The sequence below is a fragment of the Cognatishimia activa genome, assembly GCF_001458335.1.
Taxonomy (GTDB): domain Bacteria; phylum Pseudomonadota; class Alphaproteobacteria; order Rhodobacterales; family Rhodobacteraceae; genus Cognatishimia; species Cognatishimia activa.
In genome coordinates this window covers 246,492-271,219 of record NZ_CYTO01000024.1, presented here as the reverse complement: position 1 = coordinate 271,219, position 24,728 = coordinate 246,492, and the positions used below count along the sequence as shown (strand labels likewise).

At 53.1% G+C, this 24,728-nt stretch carries 21 protein-coding genes; 12 read left to right on the top strand and 9 right to left on the bottom strand.

Translation table 11 applies throughout. The features are described 5' to 3' along the window. The 3 genes from TA5113_RS12470 to TA5113_RS12460 all read left to right on the top strand — a co-directional run. On the top strand, positions 1–648 hold a 648-nt coding region (locus TA5113_RS12470), incomplete at its 5' end, for an NAD-dependent epimerase/dehydratase family protein (protein ID WP_058316739.1). 29 nt (positions 649–677) lie between these two features. Then, positions 678–1,631 (top strand): O-fucosyltransferase family protein, encoded by a 954-nt coding sequence (locus TA5113_RS12465; RefSeq protein WP_058314798.1) that lies wholly within the window; start codon positions 678–680, stop codon positions 1,629–1,631. Positions 1,632–1,804: 173 nt separating this feature from the next. Beyond that, positions 1,805–3,217 carry a mannose-1-phosphate guanylyltransferase/mannose-6-phosphate isomerase gene (locus tag TA5113_RS12460; protein WP_058314797.1) on the top strand — a complete coding sequence of 471 codons (1,413 nt, stop codon included), beginning with the start codon at positions 1,805–1,807 and terminating at the stop codon, positions 3,215–3,217. A gap of 10 nt (positions 3,218–3,227) precedes the next feature. Here TA5113_RS12460 and TA5113_RS12455 read toward each other — a convergent pair whose 3' ends face one another. After that, the gene (locus TA5113_RS12455; RefSeq protein ID WP_082638121.1) at positions 3,228–5,252 is read right to left on the bottom strand and encodes a glycosyltransferase family 2 protein; all 2,025 of its coding nucleotides are present in this window, start codon (positions 5,250–5,252) and stop codon (positions 3,228–3,230) included. A 6-nt stretch (positions 5,253–5,258) separates the two neighbouring features. Further along, positions 5,259–5,792 carry a hypothetical protein gene (locus TA5113_RS12450; protein WP_058314795.1) on the bottom strand — a complete coding sequence of 178 codons (534 nt, stop codon included), beginning with the start codon at positions 5,790–5,792 and terminating at the stop codon, positions 5,259–5,261. 255 nt (positions 5,793–6,047) lie between these two features. On the opposite strand from TA5113_RS12450, the gene TA5113_RS12445 reads away from it, so the two are divergent. The 3 genes from TA5113_RS12445 to TA5113_RS12435 are packed head-to-tail and all read left to right on the top strand — an operon-like array spanning position 6,048 to position 10,013. Beyond that, positions 6,048–7,067 carry a hypothetical protein gene (locus tag TA5113_RS12445; protein ID WP_058314794.1) on the top strand — a complete coding sequence of 340 codons (1,020 nt, stop codon included), beginning with the start codon at positions 6,048–6,050 and terminating at the stop codon, positions 7,065–7,067. After that, positions 7,064–8,887, top strand: a complete 1,824-nt coding sequence (locus TA5113_RS12440; RefSeq protein ID WP_058314793.1) for a glycosyltransferase — start codon at positions 7,064–7,066, stop codon at positions 8,885–8,887. Before TA5113_RS12445 ends, TA5113_RS12440 begins: the two co-directional genes overlap by 4 nt. Continuing rightward, the gene (locus TA5113_RS12435) at positions 8,853–10,013 is read left to right on the top strand and encodes a sulfotransferase family protein (RefSeq protein ID WP_058314792.1); all 1,161 of its coding nucleotides are present in this window, start codon (positions 8,853–8,855) and stop codon (positions 10,011–10,013) included. The genes TA5113_RS12440 and TA5113_RS12435 overlap by 35 nt, the downstream gene beginning before the upstream one ends. Before the next feature lie 49 nt (positions 10,014–10,062). Here TA5113_RS12435 and glf read toward each other — a convergent pair whose 3' ends face one another. Beyond that, complete coding sequence (gene glf / locus TA5113_RS12430) at positions 10,063–11,178, bottom strand: UDP-galactopyranose mutase (protein ID WP_058314791.1); 1,116 nt, start codon at positions 11,176–11,178, stop codon at positions 10,063–10,065. A gap of 131 nt (positions 11,179–11,309) precedes the next feature. Continuing rightward, complete coding sequence (locus tag TA5113_RS12425; RefSeq protein WP_058314790.1) at positions 11,310–12,014, bottom strand: DnaA N-terminal domain-containing protein; 705 nt, start codon at positions 12,012–12,014, stop codon at positions 11,310–11,312. A gap of 532 nt (positions 12,015–12,546) precedes the next feature. Between TA5113_RS12425 and TA5113_RS12420 the strand changes: the two genes are divergently transcribed. The 3 genes from TA5113_RS12420 to TA5113_RS12410 all read left to right on the top strand — a co-directional run bounded on the left by TA5113_RS12420 (position 12,547) and on the right by TA5113_RS12410 (position 16,100). Beyond that, on the top strand, positions 12,547–13,890 hold the full coding sequence (locus TA5113_RS12420) for an AAA family ATPase (RefSeq protein ID WP_058314789.1): 1,344 nt from the start codon (positions 12,547–12,549) through the stop codon (positions 13,888–13,890). Continuing rightward, entirely contained in the window at positions 13,887–15,002 is a 1,116-nt protein-coding gene (locus TA5113_RS12415) for a ParB/RepB/Spo0J family partition protein (RefSeq protein WP_058314788.1), read from the top strand. Before TA5113_RS12420 ends, TA5113_RS12415 begins: the two co-directional genes overlap by 4 nt. Positions 15,003–15,083: 81 nt before the next feature. Beyond that, positions 15,084–16,100, top strand: coding sequence for an NAD-dependent epimerase/dehydratase family protein (locus TA5113_RS12410; protein WP_058314787.1), 1,017 nt, complete (start codon positions 15,084–15,086; stop codon positions 16,098–16,100). Positions 16,101–16,122: 22 nt separating this feature from the next. On the opposite strand, the gene TA5113_RS12405 is transcribed toward TA5113_RS12410, so the two are convergent. Genes TA5113_RS12405 through TA5113_RS12385 form a run of 5 tightly spaced genes read right to left on the bottom strand, consistent with a single transcriptional unit; the run spans position 16,123 to position 21,187 of the window. Then, the gene (locus TA5113_RS12405) at positions 16,123–17,211 is read right to left on the bottom strand and encodes a hypothetical protein (protein WP_058314786.1); all 1,089 of its coding nucleotides are present in this window, start codon (positions 17,209–17,211) and stop codon (positions 16,123–16,125) included. Then, entirely contained in the window at positions 17,208–18,263 is a 1,056-nt protein-coding gene (pseI, locus tag TA5113_RS12400) for a pseudaminic acid synthase (RefSeq protein WP_058314785.1), read from the bottom strand. The genes TA5113_RS12405 and pseI overlap by 4 nt, the downstream gene beginning before the upstream one ends. After that, positions 18,260–19,795 carry a UDP-2,4-diacetamido-2,4,6-trideoxy-beta-L-altropyranose hydrolase gene (gene pseG, locus TA5113_RS12395; protein WP_058314784.1) on the bottom strand — a complete coding sequence of 512 codons (1,536 nt, stop codon included), beginning with the start codon at positions 19,793–19,795 and terminating at the stop codon, positions 18,260–18,262. Before pseG ends, pseI begins: the two co-directional genes overlap by 4 nt. Beyond that, a complete protein-coding gene (gene pseF, locus TA5113_RS12390; protein ID WP_058314783.1) occupies positions 19,795–20,481 on the bottom strand; it encodes a pseudaminic acid cytidylyltransferase in 687 nt (228 codons plus the stop codon). Before pseF ends, pseG begins: the two co-directional genes overlap by 1 nt. Positions 20,482–20,488: 7 nt before the next feature. Then, the gene (locus tag TA5113_RS12385) at positions 20,489–21,187 is read right to left on the bottom strand and encodes a phosphatase domain-containing putative toxin (protein ID WP_245627146.1); all 699 of its coding nucleotides are present in this window, start codon (positions 21,185–21,187) and stop codon (positions 20,489–20,491) included. A 189-nt stretch (positions 21,188–21,376) separates the two neighbouring features. On the opposite strand from TA5113_RS12385, the gene pseB reads away from it, so the two are divergent. From pseB to TA5113_RS12370, 3 genes are all read left to right on the top strand, one after another. Further along, on the top strand, positions 21,377–22,375 hold the full coding sequence (gene pseB, locus TA5113_RS12380; RefSeq protein ID WP_058314782.1) for a UDP-N-acetylglucosamine 4,6-dehydratase (inverting): 999 nt from the start codon (positions 21,377–21,379) through the stop codon (positions 22,373–22,375). Further along, positions 22,375–23,520: a UDP-4-amino-4,6-dideoxy-N-acetyl-beta-L-altrosamine transaminase gene (pseC, locus tag TA5113_RS12375; RefSeq protein WP_058314803.1), complete on the top strand. Its 1,146-nt coding sequence runs from the start codon at positions 22,375–22,377 to the stop codon at positions 23,518–23,520. The genes pseB and pseC overlap by 1 nt, the downstream gene beginning before the upstream one ends. A gap of 48 nt (positions 23,521–23,568) precedes the next feature. Beyond that, a partial coding sequence (locus TA5113_RS12370; protein WP_106686084.1) for a nucleotide sugar dehydrogenase occupies positions 23,569–24,728 on the top strand: 1,160 nt, incomplete at its 3' end.

Sequence of the window (24,728 nt, the reverse complement as noted above, 5' to 3'; positions counted from 1 at the left end):
CGTGTGTTCTACAGCTCTTCTGCCTGCATGTATCCAGAGCATAACCAGCTGGACCCAGATAATCCGAACTGCGCAGAAGACAGCGCCTACCCGGCGAACCCTGACAGCGAATACGGTTGGGAGAAACTGTTCTCAGAACGTCTGTATCTGGCCTATAACCGCAACCACGGCATGGAATGCCGCGTTGCCCGCTACCACAACATTTTTGGCCCAGAAGGCACGTGGGAAGGCGGCAAGGAAAAAGCCCCTGCTGCGCTTTGCCGCAAAGTTGCGCTGGCCGAAGATGGTTCCAATATCGAGGTTTGGGGTGACGGCCTTCAAACGCGATCTTTCCTCTATGTTGATGAATGCGTCGAAGGCACCACTCGCCTGCTGCGGTCTGAATTCGAAGGTCCGGTGAACATTGGTTCTGAAGAAATGATCTCCATTAACGACCTAGCAAAGATGGTGATCGCGATTTCTGGCAAAGACATCACCATCAACAATATTCCTGGTCCCGAAGGGGTCCGCGGTCGTAACTCTGACAACCGCCTGATTGCTGAACGCCTGAATTGGGCGCCAGAACAGCCGTTGAAAACAGGTATGGAAAAAACCTTTGGCTGGATTTCAGGCGAAATCGCACGCCGCCATAATCAGAAAGCCGCGTAAGCGGTTTTCTGAACTCGGATCCGCCAAAGATGTCGTTGAAAGCCATTGTCTATCGACCCGCACGCGGAGTCGGCTTTGGACACACGCTTTTTGCGATGTCTCATTACAACGCAATGGCACGGGCTTTGTCCGTGCCATTTTTTTCGACCTTTGAAGGCCAGATTTACAGCCTCCATGGGGGGGAACAGGGATTCATAGACACGTTCTTCACGCCAGAAATCGTGTCAGGCCACAGATCCGAGATCTCTTATAAGGCAGTGAAATCCGCGATGCGATCTGCAGAGCAGGCAAACGAAAAAGTTCTACTGATTGGGCGCGAAGCATTCCCAAAACGTGCGCCGAATGAATTCCCTTTCCTGAAAACGGCAGAAAAGCTCGAGTACAAGCGAGATCGAGACAAAGTCACCCCAGAATACCTGAAAGACTTCAATCTTGTTTACGTCGACAGTGTGCAACCTGACATGTCATGGCTCGAATGGTTTGGTCCAATCACTGCCCCACTCAAATTCCAAGAACACTATTTGAGACAGGTCCGCGAAACATTGAACCTTAGCTCCAGACCTTACATCGCGCTCCACGCAAGACATGGGAATGGAGAATATTTAGACGGGCGCGTGAGCGGCGAAAGCGCAAAATACATCGAATTCCTAGAAAAAATCGCGCAGTCGGCACTCACTAAAAAAGCGGAACTACTTGCTGAAGAGATCATTTGCCTGAGCGACAATGCAGAGACAGCCAAAACATTAGCTGAACTAAGCGACGGAAGAGTAGCCGGAGCGGACAATTTGCCAGACGAAGCCTTTCAAAAATTCGTCCGAAGCAACCCGTCACAAGCGATGCAGCGTGTTGGAAAGATCATGTTTGACTTTGCGACTTTGGCGGGCGCTCAACACATCGTGGGTGGCGAGTCCTATTTTCCGCGCGCCGCTAACCTCTTGGGTGCTCAAGATCAGCCCACGCTGCTTGGCCTTTATGTAAATTAAAACACTATTTGCCTTCACAGCCACGGGTTGTGTTTCCGAAACGTTGCACAATCAAAACCCACTCTGCAAATAATGAGCGATTTGAAGCCGAATTCTCAGCAGCTGATATTGCGTTCCAAAAATCCTCGTGATTTGAGTCGGCTGTGTTTAATGATTTTAGATTTGGAAAAACAATGATCACGCCCGTACTTCTATGCGGTGGGTCAGGCACTCGCCTTTGGCCCTTGTCTCGAAAAAGCTATCCGAAGCAATTTTCTAAACTTCTCGGAGATTTATCCCTTTTTCAGGGCTCCGCGCAGCGCCTTTCTGGTGCAAATTATGCTGCACCTGTCATTTTAACAAACTCAGATTTCCGCTTTATCGTTACAGAACAATTGTCCGAGGTTGGTATTGACCCAGGGGCTGTCTTAATCGAGCCCGAAGGCCGAAATACGGCACCGGCAATCTTGGCGGCCGCGCTTTGGATCGCTAAAGAAGACCCGGATGGACTGATGCTTGTAGCACCATCTGACCATGTCGTGCCAGATGCTGAAGCGTTTGAGGCGGCGGTGAATGCAGGTGTGGCAGCAGCCAAGGCAGGTCAGCTCGTCACTTTCGGAATCAAACCCGATCGGCCGGAAACTGGATATGGATATCTAGAACTCAGCGAGGCGACAGACGAAGCGCCCGTGGCGCTAAAGCAATTCATTGAAAAACCAGACGCCAAATCAGCTGCAGAAATGCTAGCGTCTGGCCGTTTTCTCTGGAATGCAGGAATCTTTCTGTTCTCGGTGAAAACCCTGATTGAAGCGTTCAAAAGTCACGCAAAAGACCTGCTTGATCCCGTTGACAAAGCGATTGATACCGCAAAATGCGACCTTGGCTTTTTACGCATCGACCCAAACCACTGGGCCAAATGTGAAGATATATCGATCGACTACGCCGTAATGGAAAAGGCAGACAATCTGACCGTTGTACCATTTGGGGGCGAGTGGACAGATCTTGGTGGGTGGGACGCGGTTTGGCGCCAGTCTGGGCCAAATGACCTTGGTGTCGTGACCTCTGAGCACGCAACCGCGATCGACTGTGAAGACACGCTTCTGCGCTCAGAAGACAAACGCATCGAAGTGGTCGGTATTGGCCTCAAAAACATTATCACAGTCGCCATGCCCGATGCCGTGCTTGTCGCCGATACAAGCCGCGCTCAAGATGTAAAAAAAGCGGTTAAAGCCCTCAAGAAAAAGAAGTCACCGCAGGCAACCTCTTTTCCCAAAGATCATCGCCCATGGGGTTGGTTTGAAAGCTTAGTCTTTGGGACACGCTTCCAGGTAAAACGCATCCATGTGCATCCCGGCGCGGCACTCTCATTGCAAAGCCATCACCATCGCTCTGAGCATTGGATTGTTGTCGAGGGCACTGCGCGTGTCACCGTGGACGACAATGTCTCTCTGATCAGCGAAAACCAGTCGGTATACATCCCGCTCGGGGCCGTCCACCGCCTAGAAAACCCTGGTAAAGTACCGATGGTTCTCATCGAAGTACAAACAGGCAGCTATCTAGGCGAGGATGACATTATCCGCTACCAAGATGTCTACTCTCGGGACTAAGCAAACGAATTCAGGCCGGGCGTTTCACCCGGTCTGGATTCGCTATTTCTCGCTCTAAGACCTCTGGAAGCTTCTTGGCCCATCGCGCGCGTTCTGCGCGCCAATGATCCATAGTTCCAAATAGACGGTACAGTTGGTTTTGTGCCTCACGGAAAGCTTCAAAGAACGTCGCATTCCATTCATGTTGAGCGATCTTTTCTGCCCCCTCTTCAGGCGTCAAGCCATAGAGGTTCACCCAGCTCTCTTGCGGCAAGCCAAAGTCGTGAATTCTATGCTGTGGTGAAGCGTAGTAGACCGGCATCGCACCGCAAGCGAAGGCGTCAAAAAACTTCTCAGTGATATACTGTGGCTGGTGTGTGTTTTCCACGGCACCGATCATCCGCGCATGACCGTCAAGCTGCGTAAGCTTATCCATATGCCAATCATATCCAAGTGTGAGCCGAGACTCACGGCCATCCCAGCTACGACCCAGTCGTTCCACGCCTTTGAACCGGCAGGCTTCGGCAAGTTCCGTGCGCCATGAACAAAGTCCGATCAAATCACCTTCAGGCCACGTAACCCAGTGATACGGCTCAGGCCGACGTTCAAACATGTAAGAAATCGACGCGGGCCGCTTCGCAAAATCTTCCTGCCACTCTAAAGCGCTGCGTGTTGCGTTTCGCTGAAAGTGACGCTGGTAGGCCCGTGCAAACCTATGGTTGGTGAGCAAGTAATATGGGATTTTGTCAAAGCGAAAGAGATCTGAGGTCTGATGAGAAATTTGGCGCACAGGCAGAGCACCAAAACTCGTATCAGTGACGATGACAGGGTCTAAAGGGCGCGCGCCCCAAATCGTATCCCAAAAAGGCTCTTCAGACAGAAGGATGACCGGTCGCTGGAGGTCGCGCCAAGCGCTAACAACGTCTAGGTTTGCATCTTGCAAATCCATGTTGTGGGCAAATGCAATAACATCTGCAGCGACAGGATCAGACACCTGCACAATCTGGTTCTCAAACAATGGAGCCAATGCTGCATAGCTAAGCGGGGTGCGCTTTGCGTGGTGCCCACTAAGATGAACTTTTATTGGCGCACGGTTCACTTGCAGATGCGGCGCAGTCAATTGGTGAGCTTTCAAGCTCTCAGCCAGAACGGGATCGCAATCAAGCAGTGCATTTTGCTGTTCGTCGTCCAAACACGCGCGAAGGAAGAGTCGTTTGTGTGCCTGTAAAAGCTCTTTGTGTGCGGTATCAGTAACGCCGTCAATCCAGTGCCAAAGACCGTCCAGAAAACGCAGATAAGCTATAGTCAACGCATCTCTCGGACCGATCGCGTCGCGAAGATCCTGATAGATCTGCTGCATCGGCCCAAATGCACGCAATCGCGCGATGTTGCGCCGGTTTGTAAGCCTTGTGCCATCCTCTACAACAAAATGTTGAGCGCCGACTAGAGTTGATGCCAGAATGCGGTCAGCATTCAGAAAACCTTTCCAATGCAGCTCCATGTCCTCATGCATCAGAATGTCAGAGAAGCTCAGCTTATGCTCTCGAAAAAAGTCTAGTCGATAGATTTTATTCCATGGATAATTGGCCGTCCGAGCCAAAAAGGGAACCGCCGAGGACGCCACCAATTCAGGTTCCGTCGTGTCGCAACCGGCCCGCTGCCAAAGCGCCTCATCCTCGGGCATCTGGCCACCGAAACCACCATTGCGGCTATCGTCGTGACGAAATAGGCAAAAATCGAATTCCCTATCTTGGAGCATCTGCCAAAGGGACACAAGATCAGAGCCAAGCAGATCGTCGCTGTCAAAAAACAACAAATGGCTCGTATCCACCTCGGACATTGCTCGAATTCGAGCCGCTCCGGGGCCTTGAGCCTCGTCATGGCGCACAAGCTTGACTTGGAAAGGGAGATTCGTGGCATCGATCTCGACTGGTGGGGTTGAACCATCGTCGACCACGACGACTTGTTCAAAAATTTCCATGTCGGCCGCTTGTCGTAACAAACGCTCAAGGCCCGCGTGATCATTATGGGTGGGAATAGCAAGCGCTAGTTTCATTGGTACTTACACCACGAATACGCGAAGATCTGTCAGCGTCAGTTGAAAGTCTTTGGTCGGCAAAAACAGAATAAGTTCGCGCCAAGGGGCTTTTGCCGGAAGCTCATCGCGGTCCTCTATTGAAACAGCATCGACATACCGTGCACTGTCGGCATGCAACAGCATGTGCTTGTCAAAAAAGCAATCAACGAAGCCATCCGTGGTGCCAGATCGAATGCACGGATTTACAATGGTATACTCGGGCGCGTGGCCACGGCTGGCAAACCCGATCACTCCAGCATCACCAAAGTCGCGTGACGACAATTTGATGTGAAGTCCGATCCAATAACCGTTAGATGGCGTTTGCGCGTCAATGGTTACGATGTCACCAATAGTGGATTGAAAACGTCCGCCGAGACCGAGGTTAGGGTCAGCATTCAGATAAATATCTTTCGCAATTTTAACGTGATCCGATAGGTCACCTTCTTGCGTACGCTCTCGCAACATCGCCAAGGCGTCGTTTACGCGTTTCTCAGAGTTGCTCGAAAATTTGTTTAGCATTGTTCATGCCCATTCATGGGCCAATCGTTGAAAATATCACCTGGACTATTGTCGTATTTAGAGCAAGGTGACAAGTCTTTGTAGATAACCCAATATTCACTTGGTGCCTGTCCTTCAATCAAAGCAGGAAGAATGCTAAATCCGAACCGGCTAAACCGTTTTCACAAGTTGCGATAGAACCAAAACACTGTAAAACACCCAAAAGACAATTGTCTGCAATCGATCAATCCATTTTTCGGAAACGACATCGCCCAAATGCCCAGAACCCTTTATTTACATATCGGCAGCCACCGCACCGCTACGACATCGACCCAACAATTTATGCACCGGAATTTTGATCGTCTTCTGGAAGCAGGTATTTTCTATCCCTTTCGCGTGCCGCGCCATATTAAATTTATCAACGAATTGATGAGCGGAGAGAAATCTCCGCGCGAAGCAGCAAAAACGCTAACCAATCGTGCGAACGACTGGTCAAAAAAACTAAAGAAAGAAATTCATACAATTGTCCTGAGTGACGAAGATATTTGTATGCGAGAAGACCTTAAGAAGCTAACCGCGCTTCGAGAGTTCTTTGATGTGAAGATTATCTTTTCGTTACGCCGTCAGGATCTTTGGCTTGAAAGCTGGTTCTTTCAAAACATCAAATGGCAGTGGAACCCAAAACTTAGCCATTGCACCTTTGATGAATTCTTGAGTCAGAAAGAGCAATTTCATTGGATTCACTACGACGCTTACTTGAGGATGCTAGAGCGTGGCTTTGGCAAAGAAAACATTCAGCCGTTGCTGTTTGAAAAAGAGCAGATGGCGGATGGCGCCATTGCTGCATTTGCGGCAAAAATCGGCTTGGATAGTATCAAGAACTTTGGTGAACCGCCTCATATGAACTCTTCGATGTCCGCAGAAATGGTCGAATTCATAAGACACCTGCCTCTGGACAAAGTTGCCGTTCCAGAACGCAATTTGCTTAGGATGACGCTTGAACAAGTTGATCGCCGCGTTTTAGGCAACACCAAAAACCAAAGCGAAAGACTGATGCCGCCCGCTCAACGCAAAGAAATACTGGCGGAATACGCACCAGGGAACCAAATGGTTGCAAGGCGGTATTTTGATCGTGACGATCTGTTCTTTGCGCCGTTACCCAGCCCTGATGCTCCTCTTGCTCAGATGGAAATACCACAAGACAGCTCTGCACTTATGGAGAGATTTGTTGTACCAGTCCTTCAGCAATTGATCGCAAACGGAACAATCTCGGCTCAAAACCAGAAAAAGCAATGATTGCTCATCCGACAGGGATCCATGTTGTCCAAAGCTTGCAACTCCCCGAAGTTGATCTAGGGAGCACCCCCGAAATTTATGTTAGACTTTCCGGCGACGCAGACGTCGCGCCTGATGGCCAAACATTAGAATTTCGCGCCGGAGGTTCGGCAGATTTTGGCACCTATTCAAACCTGTTTAATGTTGAAAGATGGCACCGACATTGTGATCTAAATGACCTGTCTGTCGCAGTACGTGGTCAGGGGCGATTTGAGTTCTCTATTCACTTAGCGCGTGCGGGGCGGTCCACAGAATGTCTACACACTGAAGTCATTGAACTGACCGACACGCAGCCTTTTCAACACGCGGTGCCCATCACCTCCGAAACCACGCAGGGTATCTGTTTTGTCGTGTTGCGTGCCCTGGAAGCGGGCAAGATTTTCGGGATTGATTGGCAAACGACGGACGCACCCAGACGAATTCCAAGTTTGTTATTGTCGATCACGACATTTCGGCGTGAGGAAACTGTTCGAAAGACAGTCCAACGGCTCCGGAGTTTCATAAGCCAATCTCCTTGCCGCGATTTCCTTCACCTTGCGGTCGTGGACAACGGGCAATCCGCAAAGATCATCACTGAAAAACATGTGACAGCAATTGAAAATGAGAACCTCGGGGGATCCGGTGGCTTCGCGCGCGGCTTATTGGAAGCGCAAAATCGGGGCTTTACCCATTGTCTCTTCATGGATGACGATGCATCGGTTCATACAAACGCCATTGAACGCACGTGGAACTTTCTTGCTTATTCCAAAGATGAAAAAACCGCCGTCGCCGGCGCCTTAGCGCATTCTCAAGAACGTTGGAGACTATGGGAGAATGGCGCCGTTTTTCATCAGCTATGTCAAACTCAACATGGTGGAATTGACCTGCGAGATGAAGCGCAAGTCACGAAAATGGAACATGAGAGCGCGGGTATCAGGCCAGACAATTTCTACGGGGGCTGGTGGTACTTTGCTTTCCCTGTCTCAGGGGTAAAACACTTACCTTTTCCATTTTTTGTTCGTGGTGATGATGTCAGCTTCTCTCTCGCACATGACTTCAACACGGTAACTTTAAACGGTGTCATTTCGTATCAGGACGAAGATTTCACCGTCAAAGAAACGCCCCAAACCGTGTACCTCGATTTGAGAAGCCACTTGGCCCATCACCTCTGTCTACCGGATCGGGATATAGGCCGCGCCGGTATTCTACAAATCATCTGGCGTTTCTACATCCGAGCTTTGCTTTCATTTCATTATGAAACGCTCGCCGCATCAAACTTAGCTCTGCAGGACGTTTTGGCGGGCCCGGATTTTTTTCGCGAAAATGCGGATATGTCCAAGCGGCGGTCAGACATCAATGCGCTTTTCAATCAAGAGCGTTGGCGCGATTTTAGCGAGGCCCAATCAGATCATCCGTCTGATCGGGAAAAACTGCCTGCAAGAAACGCAACCTGGCGCTTTCTTTTGGAGCAAACCGCAAACGGTCACCTGTTTCCAGGGTTCGCCCGTTTTGGGAACCGTATTACCCTTCCCGCAACGCAACGCGGTTTGCTCGATCGCATCTGGGGAGCGTCGCAGATCACGTATAAAAGTGTTGATGGCAAACGATACTACACTGTTCGTCACAACAAAGCACGCGCATGGAAAGAAAGTCTGGTAACGTTCAAGGCCGCGCTTCGATTTTGGCGTGAACACCAGCGCCTCACAAAGGAGTGGCGCCGTGGGTATCAAGAGCTAACTCAAAGAGCATTTTGGCTCGATCGTTTGAATGTATCAGATCCGCGAAGCGGCCAAGCCGAATGAGAAAAATCGCATGAAAAAGGTTTTCTGCCTCGGATTACATAAAACCGGCTCTAGCAGCCTTCAAAGTTATCTGCTGCAGAACCAGTTGGCGTTATTGAAGTCAGGCATCTTGTATCCCCCCGTTGAGCCACAAGGGATCTCAAGGCTTTTGGCCGAAGCCGCAGGTCAACGCCCTCTACATCAGCCCGCTCGCCTCAATGAATATATGGGGCATAACGCTCTGGCCTATCGGATCATCTCAGATCGCCTGCCAGAGTTTAAATTCCCAGACGTCCACCGTCCAATGTTGCATAGCCAAATGGCCCTGACACTCATCAAAGAGCTCGCGCAACAATTACGCAGCGAAGCAATTGTGTTTTGCTCCGAGGACCTGGCCCGCTGTTCTTTTATGCTGCCTGACGGCCCGAAAACGTTTGTTGATCAGTTTGGCTCAGACAAAACAACCTTGCTCTGCACCATCCGTCGCCCGGACGAAGCGATCAGCTCTTGGCAATGTCAAAAACTCAGGTTCGGCGCACCAATCTCGCGTCTCCAGGAGAGTGGCATTCAAGAGTATATTGGCTCGGTCCACTTGGACTATCCGCGCGCGTTGCAGCCCTGGGTAGACCATTTCCCTGACGCCAAACTCATTCTTGAAAATTACAGAAACACTTCCGACCAAGGGGGGGCCATAGAGCAATTTCGCAGGGAGTCTGGGCTGAATCTACCCAATGGTCTTCATTCAATTGCGGATATCAACCAAAGCATCCCCTACTCTCTGTTTGATGTCGCCCGACTGGCGATGTCCACCCAGAAACCAATGCGCTGGCAAGTCCTTAGCTATCTGGAAACGTCCAAAGATCGACTTTCTCTGCCAAAGAATTCTGAAGTCGATTTAATCGGCACCGAAAATAGGGCTCGGCTCCTGACAGCCTTCACCCCGATTCACCGACGTCTAACCGAATTGTCGGGCATTGAGCCACTCTTCGATGACCTAGACAAAATTGCCAGTGGCCACCGTATCGATAGTCTTATAGCAGCCAAAGATGCCCTGCCCGCTTTACAAGCCGACGCCAAGGAAAACTGCAAGAATTTTGACGCGCGAGAATGGTTGACCGGTCTGCAAGCCGAAAACTTCATTCGCTAAGATGCCCATACCGCACTGGTTGAAGGCAACTTAAGTCAGATTTATCAGCTTAACCTTGAGCAATATAATCGTCCGCCACATCCAATGCTCGTCCAATCGTCACGTCCATATCAAGATACTGATAAGTTCCAAGTCGCCCGACAAATGTGACATTTTGCTCTTTCGATGCGCGGTCTTCGTAGGCTTCCAACAACTCTTTGTCGTCCAAGCGACGAATAGGATAGTAAGGGATATCTCCTTCCTCGCACGCTCGGCTATATTCCTTGAACGCAATGGTTTTCTCAAAGCCTTCCGCCTCCCAAGGGGCAAAATGCTTATGTTCTGAAATGCGTGTAAAAGGCACGTCTGGGTCGGGATAATTCATCACCGCAGTCCCTTGAAAGTCACCCTCGGCCCGGATCGGTTCAAAATCCAATGTCCGATAGCTCAAACGACCCATGTCGTAATTAAAGTACCGATCTAACGGTCCAGAATAGAACAGATGGGCGAATTCTTCGTCTAGATCTTCAAAACGACAGTCCAAACGCAATTCGATCTTTTCGTGATCCAGAATGTTCTCAACGATCTTGCTGTAACCGTCCTTGGGCATCCCTTGAAAGGGGTGATTGAAATAGTTGTCGTCGTAGTTGAAACGCAAGGGCAAGCGCTTCAGAATTGAAGCCGGCAGGGTGTTCGGCTCGACCCCCCACTGTTTTCGCGTGTAACCATCAAAGAAGGCTTTGTATAAACGCTCCCCAACAAACTTCATGCCCTGCTCTTCAAAGCTTTGTGGGTCTTCAATATCTGTTCGGGCTTGCTCCTGAATGAAGGCCTTTGCCTCCGATGGCGACATTGTTTTTCCGAAGAACTGATTGATTGTGTGCAGATTGATGGGCAGGGAATATACTTGACCTTGCACGGTCGCTTTGACGCGATTCACGTAAGGCAGCATCTCGCCAAAGCGGTTGATGTAATCCCAAACCCGCTTATCGCCGGTATGAAAAATATGTGGTCCATACTTATGAACCATGACACCGGACTCAGCATCGCGTTCTGTGTGGCAGTTTCCGGCAATATGAGAACGCTCATCAACGACTAGGACAGAAAACCCAGCCTCCGCCAATTCCCGCGCTATCACCGCTCCAGAAAAACCGGCGCCGACAATCCCAATTCTACGCTCAGTCACGGATTTGCCCTCAAATTAACCTTGAATCGGATTATCTAGTGAATGACACCTAAATGGAAATAATAGGTATCTCGTATTCGATGATCATTCCTTATCGAATTGTTTTCGCCGGGGCCAGCGAAGATCCAGAACTACGGTTGAATTTCGATCTTTTCGAATTTGTGCCCTTCGGCGAGCGCGGCGGTCATCAATCGGGACAAAAAATGCGTGCGAACATAGTCAGAGACAAAACGAGACGGCGCAACCAACCGTAAGACATCACCTTGGCAATCAAAGACATCTAATTGAGCAAACCAAGCGTTATAGATCTTGGGATCCTGTTCTTTTAAACGCGCCGCAATGGCGAGCCATTCAGGTATGTCCTGGTTGGAAAGGGAAACAGAACGACTGGGAAGCGGCACAACGTTACTCGGCACTTCCTCAGCAGGCTCAGGCGCGCCTGCGACCCTTGCGGCGAAATCAGGGCCCACAGCGTCCCAGAACGGCGCTGTGGAGCGCAGAACGGTGTTAAAGTCGATCTTATAGCTCGCCACCCTGCCCCGCGCGGCTGGGATATCGACCGTGATCCATCCCCTGCCCCGCAGTTCTGCCATTTCGCGTTTTACCGTGCGCTCCGTCACGCCCCACATACGCGCGAGTTCTTTTTGCCCCACTGCGAAATGTCCGCGCCGCCAATTGTATCGGGCCGTGATCAGCAAAGAGAGCCGCAACGCAAGCCGGGCTTCAACGCCCTCCCCTTGCGTGGCCAAAACCAAAAGCGCTGACAATACGTCGTACTTTGCCGACGCTGCGCCAGGTCCCGTGACCGTTACGGTGTCAAGTAGCCCCCTACTCATACACCGAGCCTATGGTGTTTGTGTGGCTCATGAATGTGCCTGCTCATGCGTGGAGTATTGATCCCACGTCGATTCGTGTTTGTTTGTTAGGAAATATATCCGATGGTCACTGCTCATGCCATCGTTTCAAACGCTTTTCCCTAGCTTGCGGCCATTAGCGTTGGAAAGCACTGATCTGTCAAGGATTCGAATTCTCATCCCAATCTTCAAACCCTAATTTCGAAAGAAATAGGTATGATATTGGTATAGGGGGACATGTAGAGTGTCACCTTATCCGGCCTTGATGTCCCCCCAAGATGCTGTGGGGCGAATATCATGTCCCCTCAAATGGAGTAGGTCTGAGCCTGTTTTTGGCAAGGTGGTTCCGAATCGGGTGTGTCGAGTTGGCCTATATTCCATTGTGATTTCAGCCCCCTACCCTACCGATAAAACCTCTGGATGTTTTTACTTTATCAATTGCGTTGTTTTTGGCAAATTAGCCGTAAATCACGAAAACACATCAATCTACGTCCAAACGAGTTTGAGGCCAGGCATGTTAACACACTCCGATCTTCGCGAGCTGCAGACCAAATCCCTGAAGATGCAGGGCTGGATCCGCCAGCAGACTTTCTCTCCTGAGAATGAAAAGACCCTCCGTCGCTTCTCTAGCTGGGAGGTGGCAGAGCTGATGCTGGGCATGAACCAGTCCACTTTCCGCGGCAAGCTGGCGGCGGACCCGACCTTACCCGCGGGTAAGGTGGAACCAGACGGGCGGCAGCGCTGGTTCTCGCTCGATGAGATCAACGTGTTGCGTCGCCGCCTAAAGCCCCGTGGCAAATCACTGCTGCCTGAGCGCCCAAAGGGCCGCGCCTTCCGGACAGCGATTGCCAACTTCAAAGGCGGTGCTGGCAAGTCCACTGTCGCGCTCCACTTCGCCCATGCAGCCGCGCTGGATGGCTACCGTGTGCTTTGCGTCGACTTCGATCCGCAGGCCACCCTCTCCCACTCCATGGGGCTGACGGATGTGAGTGAAGAGCACACCGTCTGGGGCATTATGGCCCGCGATCTGGTGCATGAAACCGAGGCGCAGAACAACGCGCCGCGTGGCGCTGCAAGCGGGACTGCCCTGCCCCAGCGCTCGATCCCGTCCAGCATCACCGGTCTTGGATTGCAAGACCTGCGCGTGGCGGACTTCATCCAGCCCACCAATTGGCCGACCATTGATGTCATCCCGTCCTGCGCCAACGCGGCCTTTGTTGAGTTCGCCTCCGCACAGTATCGCCATCTCAATCCCGAATGGTCCTTCTTCGCCGCTATGTCGCGCTTCCTTGACCAGCTGCCTGATGACCAGTGGGACCTGATCTTTTTCGACTGCCCGCCGGCAATTGGCTACCAATCTATGAACGCCGTCTTCGCAGCCGACATGCTCTACATTCCATCCGGCCCCGGCTACTGGGAATATGACAGCACCACGTCCTTCATTGGCCAGCTGTCAGAAGCACTAGAGGATCTGGCCTATGGATTTGAGGGCACCTTATCCGCGGATAAGGCGCAGCTGCCGAAGGTGTTCCATGACGTGAAATTCCTGCTGACGCGCTATGAGCCCGGCAACGATCTGCACCGTGCGATGTTCGAAGCCTTTGGTAACGTTTTTGGCGACAAGCTGACCAAGCACCCAGTCGAGATGACCCGCGCCGTTGAACAATCAGGCCGGTTCCTCAGCTCGATCTACGAGATGGATTACCGCGACATGACCCGCGAAACCTGGCGCCGCGCGCGCATCAGTTTCGACAAGGCCTATGATGAGTTCAAAGAAACGATGCTGCCGCACTGGGAGGGCATGAGTGAGGAAACCTTATCCGCGGATAAGGTCGCTAAGGAAGGAGAGCAGGCATGAGCAGAAAACGCCGCGTCTTTGATATCAGTATGCCGGTGGACGATGCGCCGGTTGCTGCGACACCCGCCAAGGAAAAGCCAAGCCGTGGCCCCATGGCCAGCGCCATTGCTGAGAACGCAGAGGCTTTGACCGCGCGCAAAAGCGCCGCTGAGGCCATCCGCGAAGAGAATGACGCATTGGCCCATGAGTTTGTGGAATTACGCGAGGCGGGCCATGTGGTGCAATCCATTCCTTTGGATGATGTGCACACTTACATGCTGGTGCGCGACCGTATCCCCGGGGAAGATCTGGAGCTGGAAAGCCTGATGACCTCGATCCAAGATCTCGGTCTCTCCAACCCAATCCGCGTGTTCCCACGTCCAGATGGTGCGGGTTACGAGTTGGTTCAGGGATATCGTCGTTTAAGTGCCTATAAGGCGCTTAGAGACAAAATATCAGAGTCTAAAGACGGGGCAGGGGCCTGGGATTCGATCCCTGCTTTGGTGCTTCCCGGGGAAGAAGACATTGCAGGTCTTTACCGTCGCATGGTGGATGAGAACGTCATCCGCAAAGACCTTTCTTTTGCCGAGATGGCCCATGCCGCCAAGAACTACGCTGCGGATCCGGCGACCGAAGCCAATGATCTTAGCGCGGCAGTGGCAGCGCTGTTCCAATCCGCCCCGTATTCCAAGCGCAGCTACATTCGTAGCTTCGCGTTGTTGCTCGAGAGGGTAGGGGAGGCGCTGAATTATCCGACAGAGATCCCGCGCGCTCTTGGTGTGACCTTGGCTCGGGAGCTTCGGGATCGGCCGGACCTCGCAGGTCGGATCAAACAAGAGCTGAACGCGTGGGACAATCGTAGCATCAAAGACGAGCTGGACGTGCTACGCCGCTATGCGGGCATCGAGGATCTAGAAACCTTACCCGCGGATAAGGTGCCCGCACCGAAGGCCAAGCCTGCAGCGAAAGGTGGCAAGGCGAAGACAACCTTCCATATCCGAAGCAGTGTCGGTCAGGTCAAATGCACCGCTGGCGACGGGCGGCTTGAGATCAAGGTAGACCGCGATTTCACATCGATCGACCGCGCACGGCTTGAGGCAGCGATTGCGTCTTTGGTAGATGGGCTAGGGTAGGGACCTTATCCGCGGATAAGGTGTTGGAAAAACATAATAATAACAGTGGCTTAAATGAGTTGCTGCATGTTTGGAGTTAAGATGCAAACGGTATTGGTGACAGGCTCGGCTGGATTCATCGGATTTCACCTCAGTAAAATCCTGTTGGATCACGGCTATCGCGTGGTTGGGCTGGATTCGATGAATGACTATTATGACGTGTCTCTAAAAGAGGCGCGCCACAAGCAGTTGGAACATGCAAATTTCTCTGCAGTCATTGGGAAAGTCGAAACCCCCGGGCTGGTTCGTGCGCTGTTTGAAGAGCACAAACCGGACTATGTGGTGCACCTCGCCGCGCAGGCTGGCGTGCGTTATTCGATTGAAAACCCGCGCTCTTACCTGGAAAGCAATATCATTGGCACGTTTGAGATCTTAGAGGCCGCACGGGCGTATCCGCCGAAACATATGCTGCTCGCCTCGACCTCGTCAGCCTATGGCGCGAATACCGAAATGCCCTATCAGGAAGTGCAGCGGGCAGAGCACCAGATGTCCTTCTATGCGGCCACCAAAAAGTCGACAGAGAACATGGCGCATTCCTATGCCCATCTGTTTGATCTGCCGATCACGATGTTCCGGTTCTTTACCGTCTATGGGCCATGGGGTCGCCCGGACATGGCCTTGTTCAAGTTCACCAAGGCGATCCTGGAAGGCAAACCCATTGATGTTTACAACAACGGCGAGATGAAGCGGGACTTCACCTATGTGGAAGATCTCGTCGAGGCGATCCGCCTGTTGCTGGATGCCGCGCCAGAGCAGCCGGGAGAACGATCTGGGCAGGGCAGGGGGCTAGAAGGTGACAGTCTGTCCCCTGTGGCTCCGCATCGGGTCCTAAATATCGGCAATAACGATACCGTGCAGCTGATGGCTTTCATTGAGGCCATTGAAGACGCTTTGGGGATGAAAGCCGAACGCAACATGATGCCGATGCAAGCAGGTGACGTGCCCGCAACATGGGCGGATGCGAGTTTGTTGAAAGCTCTGACTGGTTACCAACCCCAGACGGATGTGCGTGAGGGCGTCGCCAGGTTTGTCGCTTGGTATAGAGACTATTACAGCTGAACTTGATCCAAATTGGGCGGTGCTAGGCTGACAGCGCCGCCTCAATTTCCTGAGCCGCGCGATCTAGGTTTTCATCTAACTTGCCAAAACGGTCTTGCACCTGTGCTTGCTCTGGGCCAGGCGTTTCGATTTGGCTGAGAAAGGCCTGCAGGGCATCGGAGCCATCGATCTGCGGAAGTTCGGCGAAGACCTCTAGGTTCTCTGCAAAGACGGCTGCGGGTTTGCCAGCGTAGATGCAATCCAAAACGGTTGTCGAGGTGGGTGAGACCATGGCGTGGCACAGGTCCAGCGTGTCTTGGATGGTCGCCTTTGCAAGCGGGCCGGAGTAGTAGTGCGACAGCAAGACGTTGTCGTATTTCGCGGTGAGCTTTTGATCATGGGACCGGTGGTTCCGGCGAACCTTGCCTCGGTGTGAACGAACGATGATACCCAGATCGGGGTTTCGTTCGATGATTTCTTCGATCAGCCCATAGAAATGCGAAATATCGTCGGCATCATAGCGCCCTTTCCCCCAGCGGAAGGACTGGCAGATCAGCAGGCGGCGTGGGTAGCGGTTTTTCCAAGCTGTCACTTCCTCACCCCAGTCACGCGGAGCGAGCACATTCTGTTTTGTGAAGCCAACGACGGACACACGATCGGTTACACCCGGCGCAAACAGGGCGCGGTTTTCACCAAGGGGCTCCCAGAACAACAGCTTCTTGCTGTAATAGTCCATTTCGCCTTCGACCAGAGCGCCATTTACACCAAGCTGATAGGCGCCATGTTGCAGGAATAGGCTCTGTTTTCCGATCTTGCGCATGTAGGTGCCGCGCTGTTTCCGCGTGGTTGTGTCGTGATACGGGTCAGCGATTGTCAAAACCGCATCGGCTTTGCGAATGGCTCGTTGGTAGAGCAACTTCATTGAAAGCTTAGAGCCTGCGTCCGGCACAAAACCAAAGCGCTGGAAGGCCGCTGGCAGGCGTGGTTCTTTGCGCAGTAGTTTGGAATAGACAATGGCGCGCACATCCACTTTGCCGCGCTGGTGCAGGCGGGCGAGCACGGGGTAGGTGCTTTCGACGTCTGGCATACCATTCAGATAGGCCAGAAGGGTAGGGCGCTTTGGCTTGCTCATTGGGTAATCATTCCCCAATCAAAGGGCTCGCCGCGTTCGAGATCGCGGGCGGCGGGTTTGCCGAGGATGTCGTCTAGATGCTTGGGCGCAAGGCCATTGCCGGGGCGGATCGAGCGGACCTTTTCTTCGGTAAGGATCTCGCCCGCTTTCACATCCGCCACCACATAAAGGGATCGACGGAATTGCGCATTAGAGCCGCCGACGCCTTCGCGGTTGGTTTGGGCTGGGCCCAATGCGGCGTGGGCCATGCGGCAGTCTTCAACCAGCTGTTTGAATTCATCTGGCTCAAGGGAGAACCCTGCGTCTGGGCCGCCATCGGCGCGGGCAAGCGTAATGTGTTTTTCGATGATACAAGCGCCGCGGGCGATCGAGGCGACGGCGACGGCGGATCCAAGCGTGTGATCAGACAGGCCAATGGGCACACCGAAGGTCTGTGCGAGCATCTGAATCGTGCCGAGACGCATGTCTTCTGGCTTGGCGGGGTAGGCAGAAATGCAGTGGAGAAGCGCAAACCCCGCTGCCGTGCCACGCGCTGCGGCGCAGGCGTCTTCGATTTCGGCCAAGTTGGCGATGCCGGTGGACATGATCATGGGCTTATTCAGGGCGGCCACGCGGCGGATGAGAGGGGTATCGACCAGCTCGAAAGACGCGATTTTATAGGCCGGGGCGTGCAGGGTTTCCAAGAAGTCTACGGCGGTCGGGTCAAAAGGCGAGGAGAAGCAATGCAAACCACGCTCTTCTGCGCGCTTAAACAGCGCTTCGTGCCAGTCCCAAGGGGTGGAGGCCTCTTGGTAGAGTTCATGCAGGTGACGGCCATCCCAAGTGCCGCCATTGATGCGAAATTCTGGGCGGTCGACGTCAATGGTGATCGTGTCCGCTGTATAGGTCTGTAGCTTAACCGCATCTGCACCTGAATCTGCTGCCGCATCGACCAATGCAAGAGCGCGGTTGAGGTCGCCATTATGGTTGCCAGAGAGTTCGGCGATTATGTAGGGCGAATGGTCGGGCCCAATTGGGCGGCCATTGATTGCGTAGTTAGCGGTTGAAGTCATGCGCCCAGTCCCAGTCCCAGTCTTGCATTCAAAGTTTTAAGATCGAGAAAATACTCGATCTCGGAGGGAGATTTATTCAATTCCCGGCGGAATCCAAGGGTCTCGTGCAGCGAGACGGATTGCGGGTTGTTCGCCAGCGCCGTCGCGCGGACCCCTGTGAAGCCTTGCTTTTGCATGAGATGTCGCAAGGCCAGTATCAACATCCGGCGTCCAGCGCCTTTCGGTGCATCGCTTGCGCCGATGTAAAAGCCCCAGATCCAGCTGCCATCGTCGTGTCGTTTGGCGTTTACGAGGCCGAGGTCTAGGTCCTCTTCCTGATAGATGGACCAGAAGTGGCTGGAAGGATCAGCTAAGACGCGTTCCAGATAGGCCACATGGTCGTCCCAAACCAGTGGATCGGAATTCAAGCTTGCTGCGCGGATATGTTCTTGGTTGCGCCACTCAAAGATCAGTTTCGCGTCGTCAAGCATCACTGTGCGCAGTTTGCCAGACATGGCACCAACAACCCGCGCTGCGCCGTGCCCGTCGCATAGACTTGCGGCGTTTGAGGAGATGTCTTCGTAGTCTGAAATGACTGTGCGCAGCGCCTCTACGATCTCTTGAGGGTCATTTAGGGCGTCGGTATCCAACCCAACCGCTGCACCGGCCTCTGCCATGGCTTTGATGCCCGGCATTTGATTGTCGGCTAACGCGACATTCACTGACGGAAGTCCAAGGCTGCATCTCTCCCATGCGGAACCGCCGCCGGCGCCAATGCACAGGTCGGCGTCCGTCATCCGTTGCGCCATATCGGAGGCGTCTAGGGTCAGGCTCCAATTGGGTTGGTCAGCAATCAGGTCTTCGACCCGCGCGCGAGACGGGCTGTTGCTACCCATGATCACTTCGCATTCCAGTTCGGGGAAGGCGCGCAGGGATTCGAGCGCGATGGGGGCTAAATTCTTGTGGTCGGCCATGCCTGGCAGCACCAAAACCTTGCGCACAGCGCCTGTACGGCGTTTTAGAGCCGCTTTGCGGGCTTCAACGAACTCTGGGCGCAGCATGGCATAGCGCGGGCCTTTGAGCATTCCCAGATGCGGTTGCTCGATCGAGCTGCCCGGCACGGCCGCAGGGTTTAGAAGCAGATCGGCAAAGAGGGGTTCGCGGTCCAGATCGTCTAGGGCGAGCACGCGGATATCAGGGAATTTGCGCCGAAGAGCTTTGACCCAGTCACCGCCCAACCCGTAATGATCTAAAATCATCCAATCTGGTTGAAAATCGCCGAGAGCTGTTGCCGTCGCTTCATTGTCGTCGGGTACGGGCATCGGGCGCCAGTTCTCGATGTCACAATCCGCGCCAGTGTTGCCCGCTGTCGCGAGCCAGCTGACAGAGATGTCCGCCGCTTCGATGCGTGCGCCCAAATGACCAGCGACCTTTGCGCAGATAAACCGTACGTCATGCCCGGCATCACGGGCCGCGATGGCCAGAGAAAGGCAGCGCATCACGTGGCCCCCGCCGATTTGCGTACCAGAGTCCGCGCGGATCGCGATGCGCATCAGCTTTGGTCCTGAAGGTGGGACATTAAGAATTCAGCGCGTTGCCAATCAGATTCCGTATCAATGTCAACGGCGCGTAGGGCAGGGATCTCGACGCCGCGAGCGCCGTCCCAAACGCGGGCCTCGGGATCAAGCCAGGTTTTGGCTTTCGCCCAGTAAAACTGACCCACGTCGTAATAGGCAGGTTCCAAATCTTGGGACCGCATGGGCATTTTGCTTGGGTCGCGTGGCACCAGCTGATCTCCGTCGCGGCGGTAGGCGCGGTCGATTGGAGTCGGGTATTCGCAGACAGACATGGCCCAAGTGGCGCCGTTCTGAAGCAGGTCGTCGCCTTTGGCGAGGTCTTTGGGCACTACAAACAGAGCGGTCGCGTAAATGCAGCAGACCGGAGTGTCAGGGGCAAGTTTCAGGCGCTGCACCGCATCCCTGATGACGTCGGTGGTTCCGGTATAGTCATCGGCCAGAGACGCATCGCGCATATAGGGGACATTCGCGCCAAACCCTGTTGCGCAATCGGCAATCTCTTGATCATCGGTTGAGACGACGACGCTGGAAAACAGCCCAGATGAACGTGCGGCTTCGATTGGCCATGCGATGGCAGGTTTGCCAGCAAAATCCCGAATATTCTTGCGGGGGATGCGTTTTGAGCCGCCTCTGGCCGGGATGATCGCAATTGCCTCTGTCATAGCGCCCTTAGAGTTTGATCCGTTGCCAGAAGCCGAGCTTTTTGAACTCTGCTTTGGTCGCTTCCGCATCATATTCGGTTTCGATCCATTCTTTGAAAGAAATTGGCCCTTGTGCAACCCGACGTGCATAGAGATCAATGACGTAGTCCAAAATCCCGGTCTTAGTAAAATTCAAATGCAAGAACCTGACAGAGAGCATTTTGCGTGCCTCAGACACCGGTTTGTTCAAGATATGCAACAGATACATGGCCGACACCAAGCCCGTGCGATCGGCGCCGGATTTGCAGTGCATCAGCGTCGGTTGATCTAGCTTTTCCAGCACATCCAGCGTCTGCAGAAGCAGATCTTTCTGGGGCGCGGCGCGCGCGCGCAGGGGGATATCAATGAGTTCCATTCCGAGCTCAGCGCAGCTTTCTTCCTCGAAATAGTAATGCGCATGGTGCGTTTTGCCGCGCAGGTTCAGCACGGTTTTCACGCCAAGGTCGCGATAGGTTTCAAACCGCGCGTGATTTGGGTGGTTTGAGCGATAGATTCCCGGTGCGATCTCGGCGAAATTATGCCAGCGATACCGCAGAATGCCGTGGTCGACCCAATCATTATAGTGCAGGGATTTCTTGCGCTCTTCCGGATCAACAATGTCATGGGAATAGCGTGCACGACTTTTGCGCTCCCATTCCTTAATTCTTTGCATCAATTTGCCTGACATGTGTTGTCCTTGGTCGGCTGGCTTACTTGCACCGTCATATAGGCATAAAGTCGCGGCGCAGCCATAGGAAAGGCAGAAACCGTTAGGAACTCGTAAGAACTGCGCTTGGGCGTTCTAGACTTCGCCAGCGCGCCCGCGTATTTACAACATCGAAACAAGCCCATTGGGCGCACATGATTTGAGGGTTCCGTGCTTCAAGACTCCACTATTCTGATCACCGGCGGGACCGGCTCTTTTGGCTCCCGCTTTATTCCAATGACTTTGGAGAAGTATAAACCGCGCCGGATCATCATCTATTCCCGCGATGAGATGAAACAGTGGGAGATGGCGAAGGTTTATGGCGACCACCCTGCGGTGCGTTTTTTCATTGGCGACGTTCGGGATCGTGAACGTCTGTATCGCGCGATGGATGGTGTGGATTACGTGGTGCACGCGGCGGCCACCAAGATCGTGCCGACGGCGGAATACAACCCGTTTGAATGTGTGAAGACCAACATCAACGGCGCCATGAACGTGATTGACGCCTGCATCGACAAAGGCGTGAAACGCTGTGTTGCTTTGTCCACTGACAAGGCGTCAAGCCCGGTGAACCTTTATGGCGCGACAAAACTTGCGTCTGATAAGATGTTTGTGTCTGGCAACTCTTATGCGGGGTCAAAGGACTGCCGCTTTGCAGTTGTTCGCTATGGCAACGTTATGGGCTCTCGTGGCTCCGTCATTCCGTTCTTCATGTCCCTCCCTGAGGGGGCAGAGCTGCCCATTACCGACCAACGCATGACCCGGTTCATGATTACGCTAGAGCAGGGTGTTGATCTGGTCTGGCAGGCGTTTGACGACATGGTTGGCGGCGAGATTTATGTGAAAAAGATCCCATCCATGGTGATCGGCGATATCGCGACCGCGGTACGTCCGGATGCGACGCAAAAAGTGATCGGCATTCGTCCGGGCGAAAAGCTGCACGAGCAGATGATCGGCGAAGAGGATGCGGCGCATACCTATGAGTATGACGATTACTACAAGATCATCCCGGCGATCCATAATTGGTCAAGCGATCCAGTCCGGATCAAAGAGGGCAAACGCGTGCCGGATGGGTTCAACTATTCCTCTGATAATAACAAGGAATGGATGAAGCCGGACGAGCTGCAGGCTTGGATCAAAGCGAACGCTGCGAAAATCGGGAAGTTCTGATGATCCCTTACGGTCGTCAGGACATTTCTGATCAGGATATTCAGGCGGTTCTGGAAGTTCTGCAGTCTGATTTCCTAACCCAAGGCCCCGCGGTGCCGCGGTTTGAAGCGGCAGCCATAGCGCATTGTGATGCGAAATTTGCAGTGGCGGTAAATTCGGCGACTTCCGCTTTGCATATTGCCTGCATGGCTCTGGATTTGGGGCCGGGGGATATCCTGTGGACCGTACCCAATACATTTGTCGCTTCGGCCAATGTGGGCCTCTTTTGTGGGGCGGATGTCGACTTTGTCGATATTGACCCGGCGACCTATTGCATGTCGGTGACTGCTTTGGCGGAGAAGCTGGAGGCGGCGGATCAGATCGGCCGGTTGCCAAAGGTGTTGATCCCGGTGCATTTTGCGGGCCAAAGCTGTGACATGCGTGCGATTGCGGAGCTGGCTCAGAAATATGGCGTTCGGGTGATCGAAGACGCGAGCCACGCCATTGGCGCGCGCTATTTGGATCAGCCGGTGGGCAACTGCGCCTACAGTGATATCTGCGTGTTCAGCTTCCACCCAGTGAAGATCATCACGACGGCCGAGGGTGGATTGGCGACGACCAATGATCCGAAACTGGCAGAACGTATGCAGCTGCACCGTTCCCATGGGGTGACGCGTGACCCCAAGCTGATGGATCAGGCCTCTGAAGGGGGCTGGTATTATCAGATGGTCGAGCTGGGCTACAACTACCGCATGACCGAGATGCAGGCGGCGCTTGGGGTGACGCAGTTTGAGCGATTGGACGCTTTTGTAGCGCGGCGCAATTTGTTGGCGAAACGGTATGATGAACTGCTAACGGATTTGCCTGTGATCTGCCCCGTGCAGAATCCTGACAATTATTCCGCCTTCCACCTTTATCCAATTCAGGTTGAGAACCGCGCTCAGGTTTTTGCGCAGCTACGTGAGAACGGGATCGGCGTGAACGTGCATTACATTCCGGTGCACACTCAGCCCTATTGGAAAGCACGTGGATTTGAGGAAGGGGATTTTCCGAACTCTGAAAGCTATTACGCGCGCGCGATTTCAATTCCGCTATATTTTGGGCTTTCTGAGGGCGATCAGGATAAGGTGATCGAAGAAATAGCTCGGGCGACTAAGGTCATTTGAGGTATACATAACCAAAACAAAGGTCACAGGTAGGTTTTGGGAGCGGGTATGAAAGTTACGGTTGTTGGTCTGGGTTATGTGGGTTTGTCCAACGCTGCCTTGTTGGCGCAGCGCCATCACGTGACAGCGATAGACGTTTCGGAAGAACGCGTCGCAGCGGTGAACGCTCGAAATTGCCCGATCGTGGATGAGGATCTCCAGGAATTTTTTGCCAACAAAACGCTCAACCTTACTGCAAGTACCGACTTACAAGCCGGGTGCGAGGCCGCGGATTTTGTTGTTGTCGCCACTCCGACGAATTACGATCCGAAATTTAACTATTTTGATACGACGACCGTTGAAACCGTCGTCGGGCAAGTTCTAGACATTAACCGTGAAGCATGTGTGATCATCAAATCAACCATTCCGGTTGGATTTGTTCAGGATTTACGCGATCGTTTTGAGACGGATCGCATCATATTTTCGCCAGAATTTTTGCGAGAGGGTAAGGCGCTCTACGACAACCTGCACCCTTCGAGAATAATAGTGGGCGACCGCAGTGATCGCGCAAAACAATTTGCCGAAATGTTGCTAAACGCGGCGGAGAAGACGGACGTCGATGTCCTGTTCACCGATCCTGATGAGGCGGAGGCGATCAAGCTTTTTGCAAACACTTACCTGGCGATGCGGGTTGCGTTTTTTAATGAACTGGACAGCTATGCAATGGCCGGTGGCATGGATAGCCGCCAGATCATCGAAGGCGTCAGCTTGGACCCGCGGATCGGGACACACTATAATAACCCGTCCTTTGGCTATGGCGGATACTGCCTGCCGAAAGACACCAAACAGCTTTTGGCAAATTACAGCCATGTGCCCCAGAACCTGATCCGCGCAATTGTGGATGCAAACCGCACCCGAAAAGATTTCCTGAGTGATCAGATCTTGATGACCGGCGCGCGCACCGTTGGGATCTATCGTTTGGTCATGAAAGCAGGGTCTGACAACTTCCGGCAATCGTCTATTCAAGGCATTATGAAGCGCCTGAAGGCAAAAGGCGTTGAAGTCATCGTCTATGAGCCGGTGTTGGATCAGGAAGACTTCTTCCGCTCGCGCGTGGTGCGAGATCTGCAATATTTCAAAGACAACTCGGATCTGATTGTCGCCAATCGGTTGACGGATGAGATCACGGATGTCGCCGACAAGGTATTTACGCGGGATTTGTTTGGCGG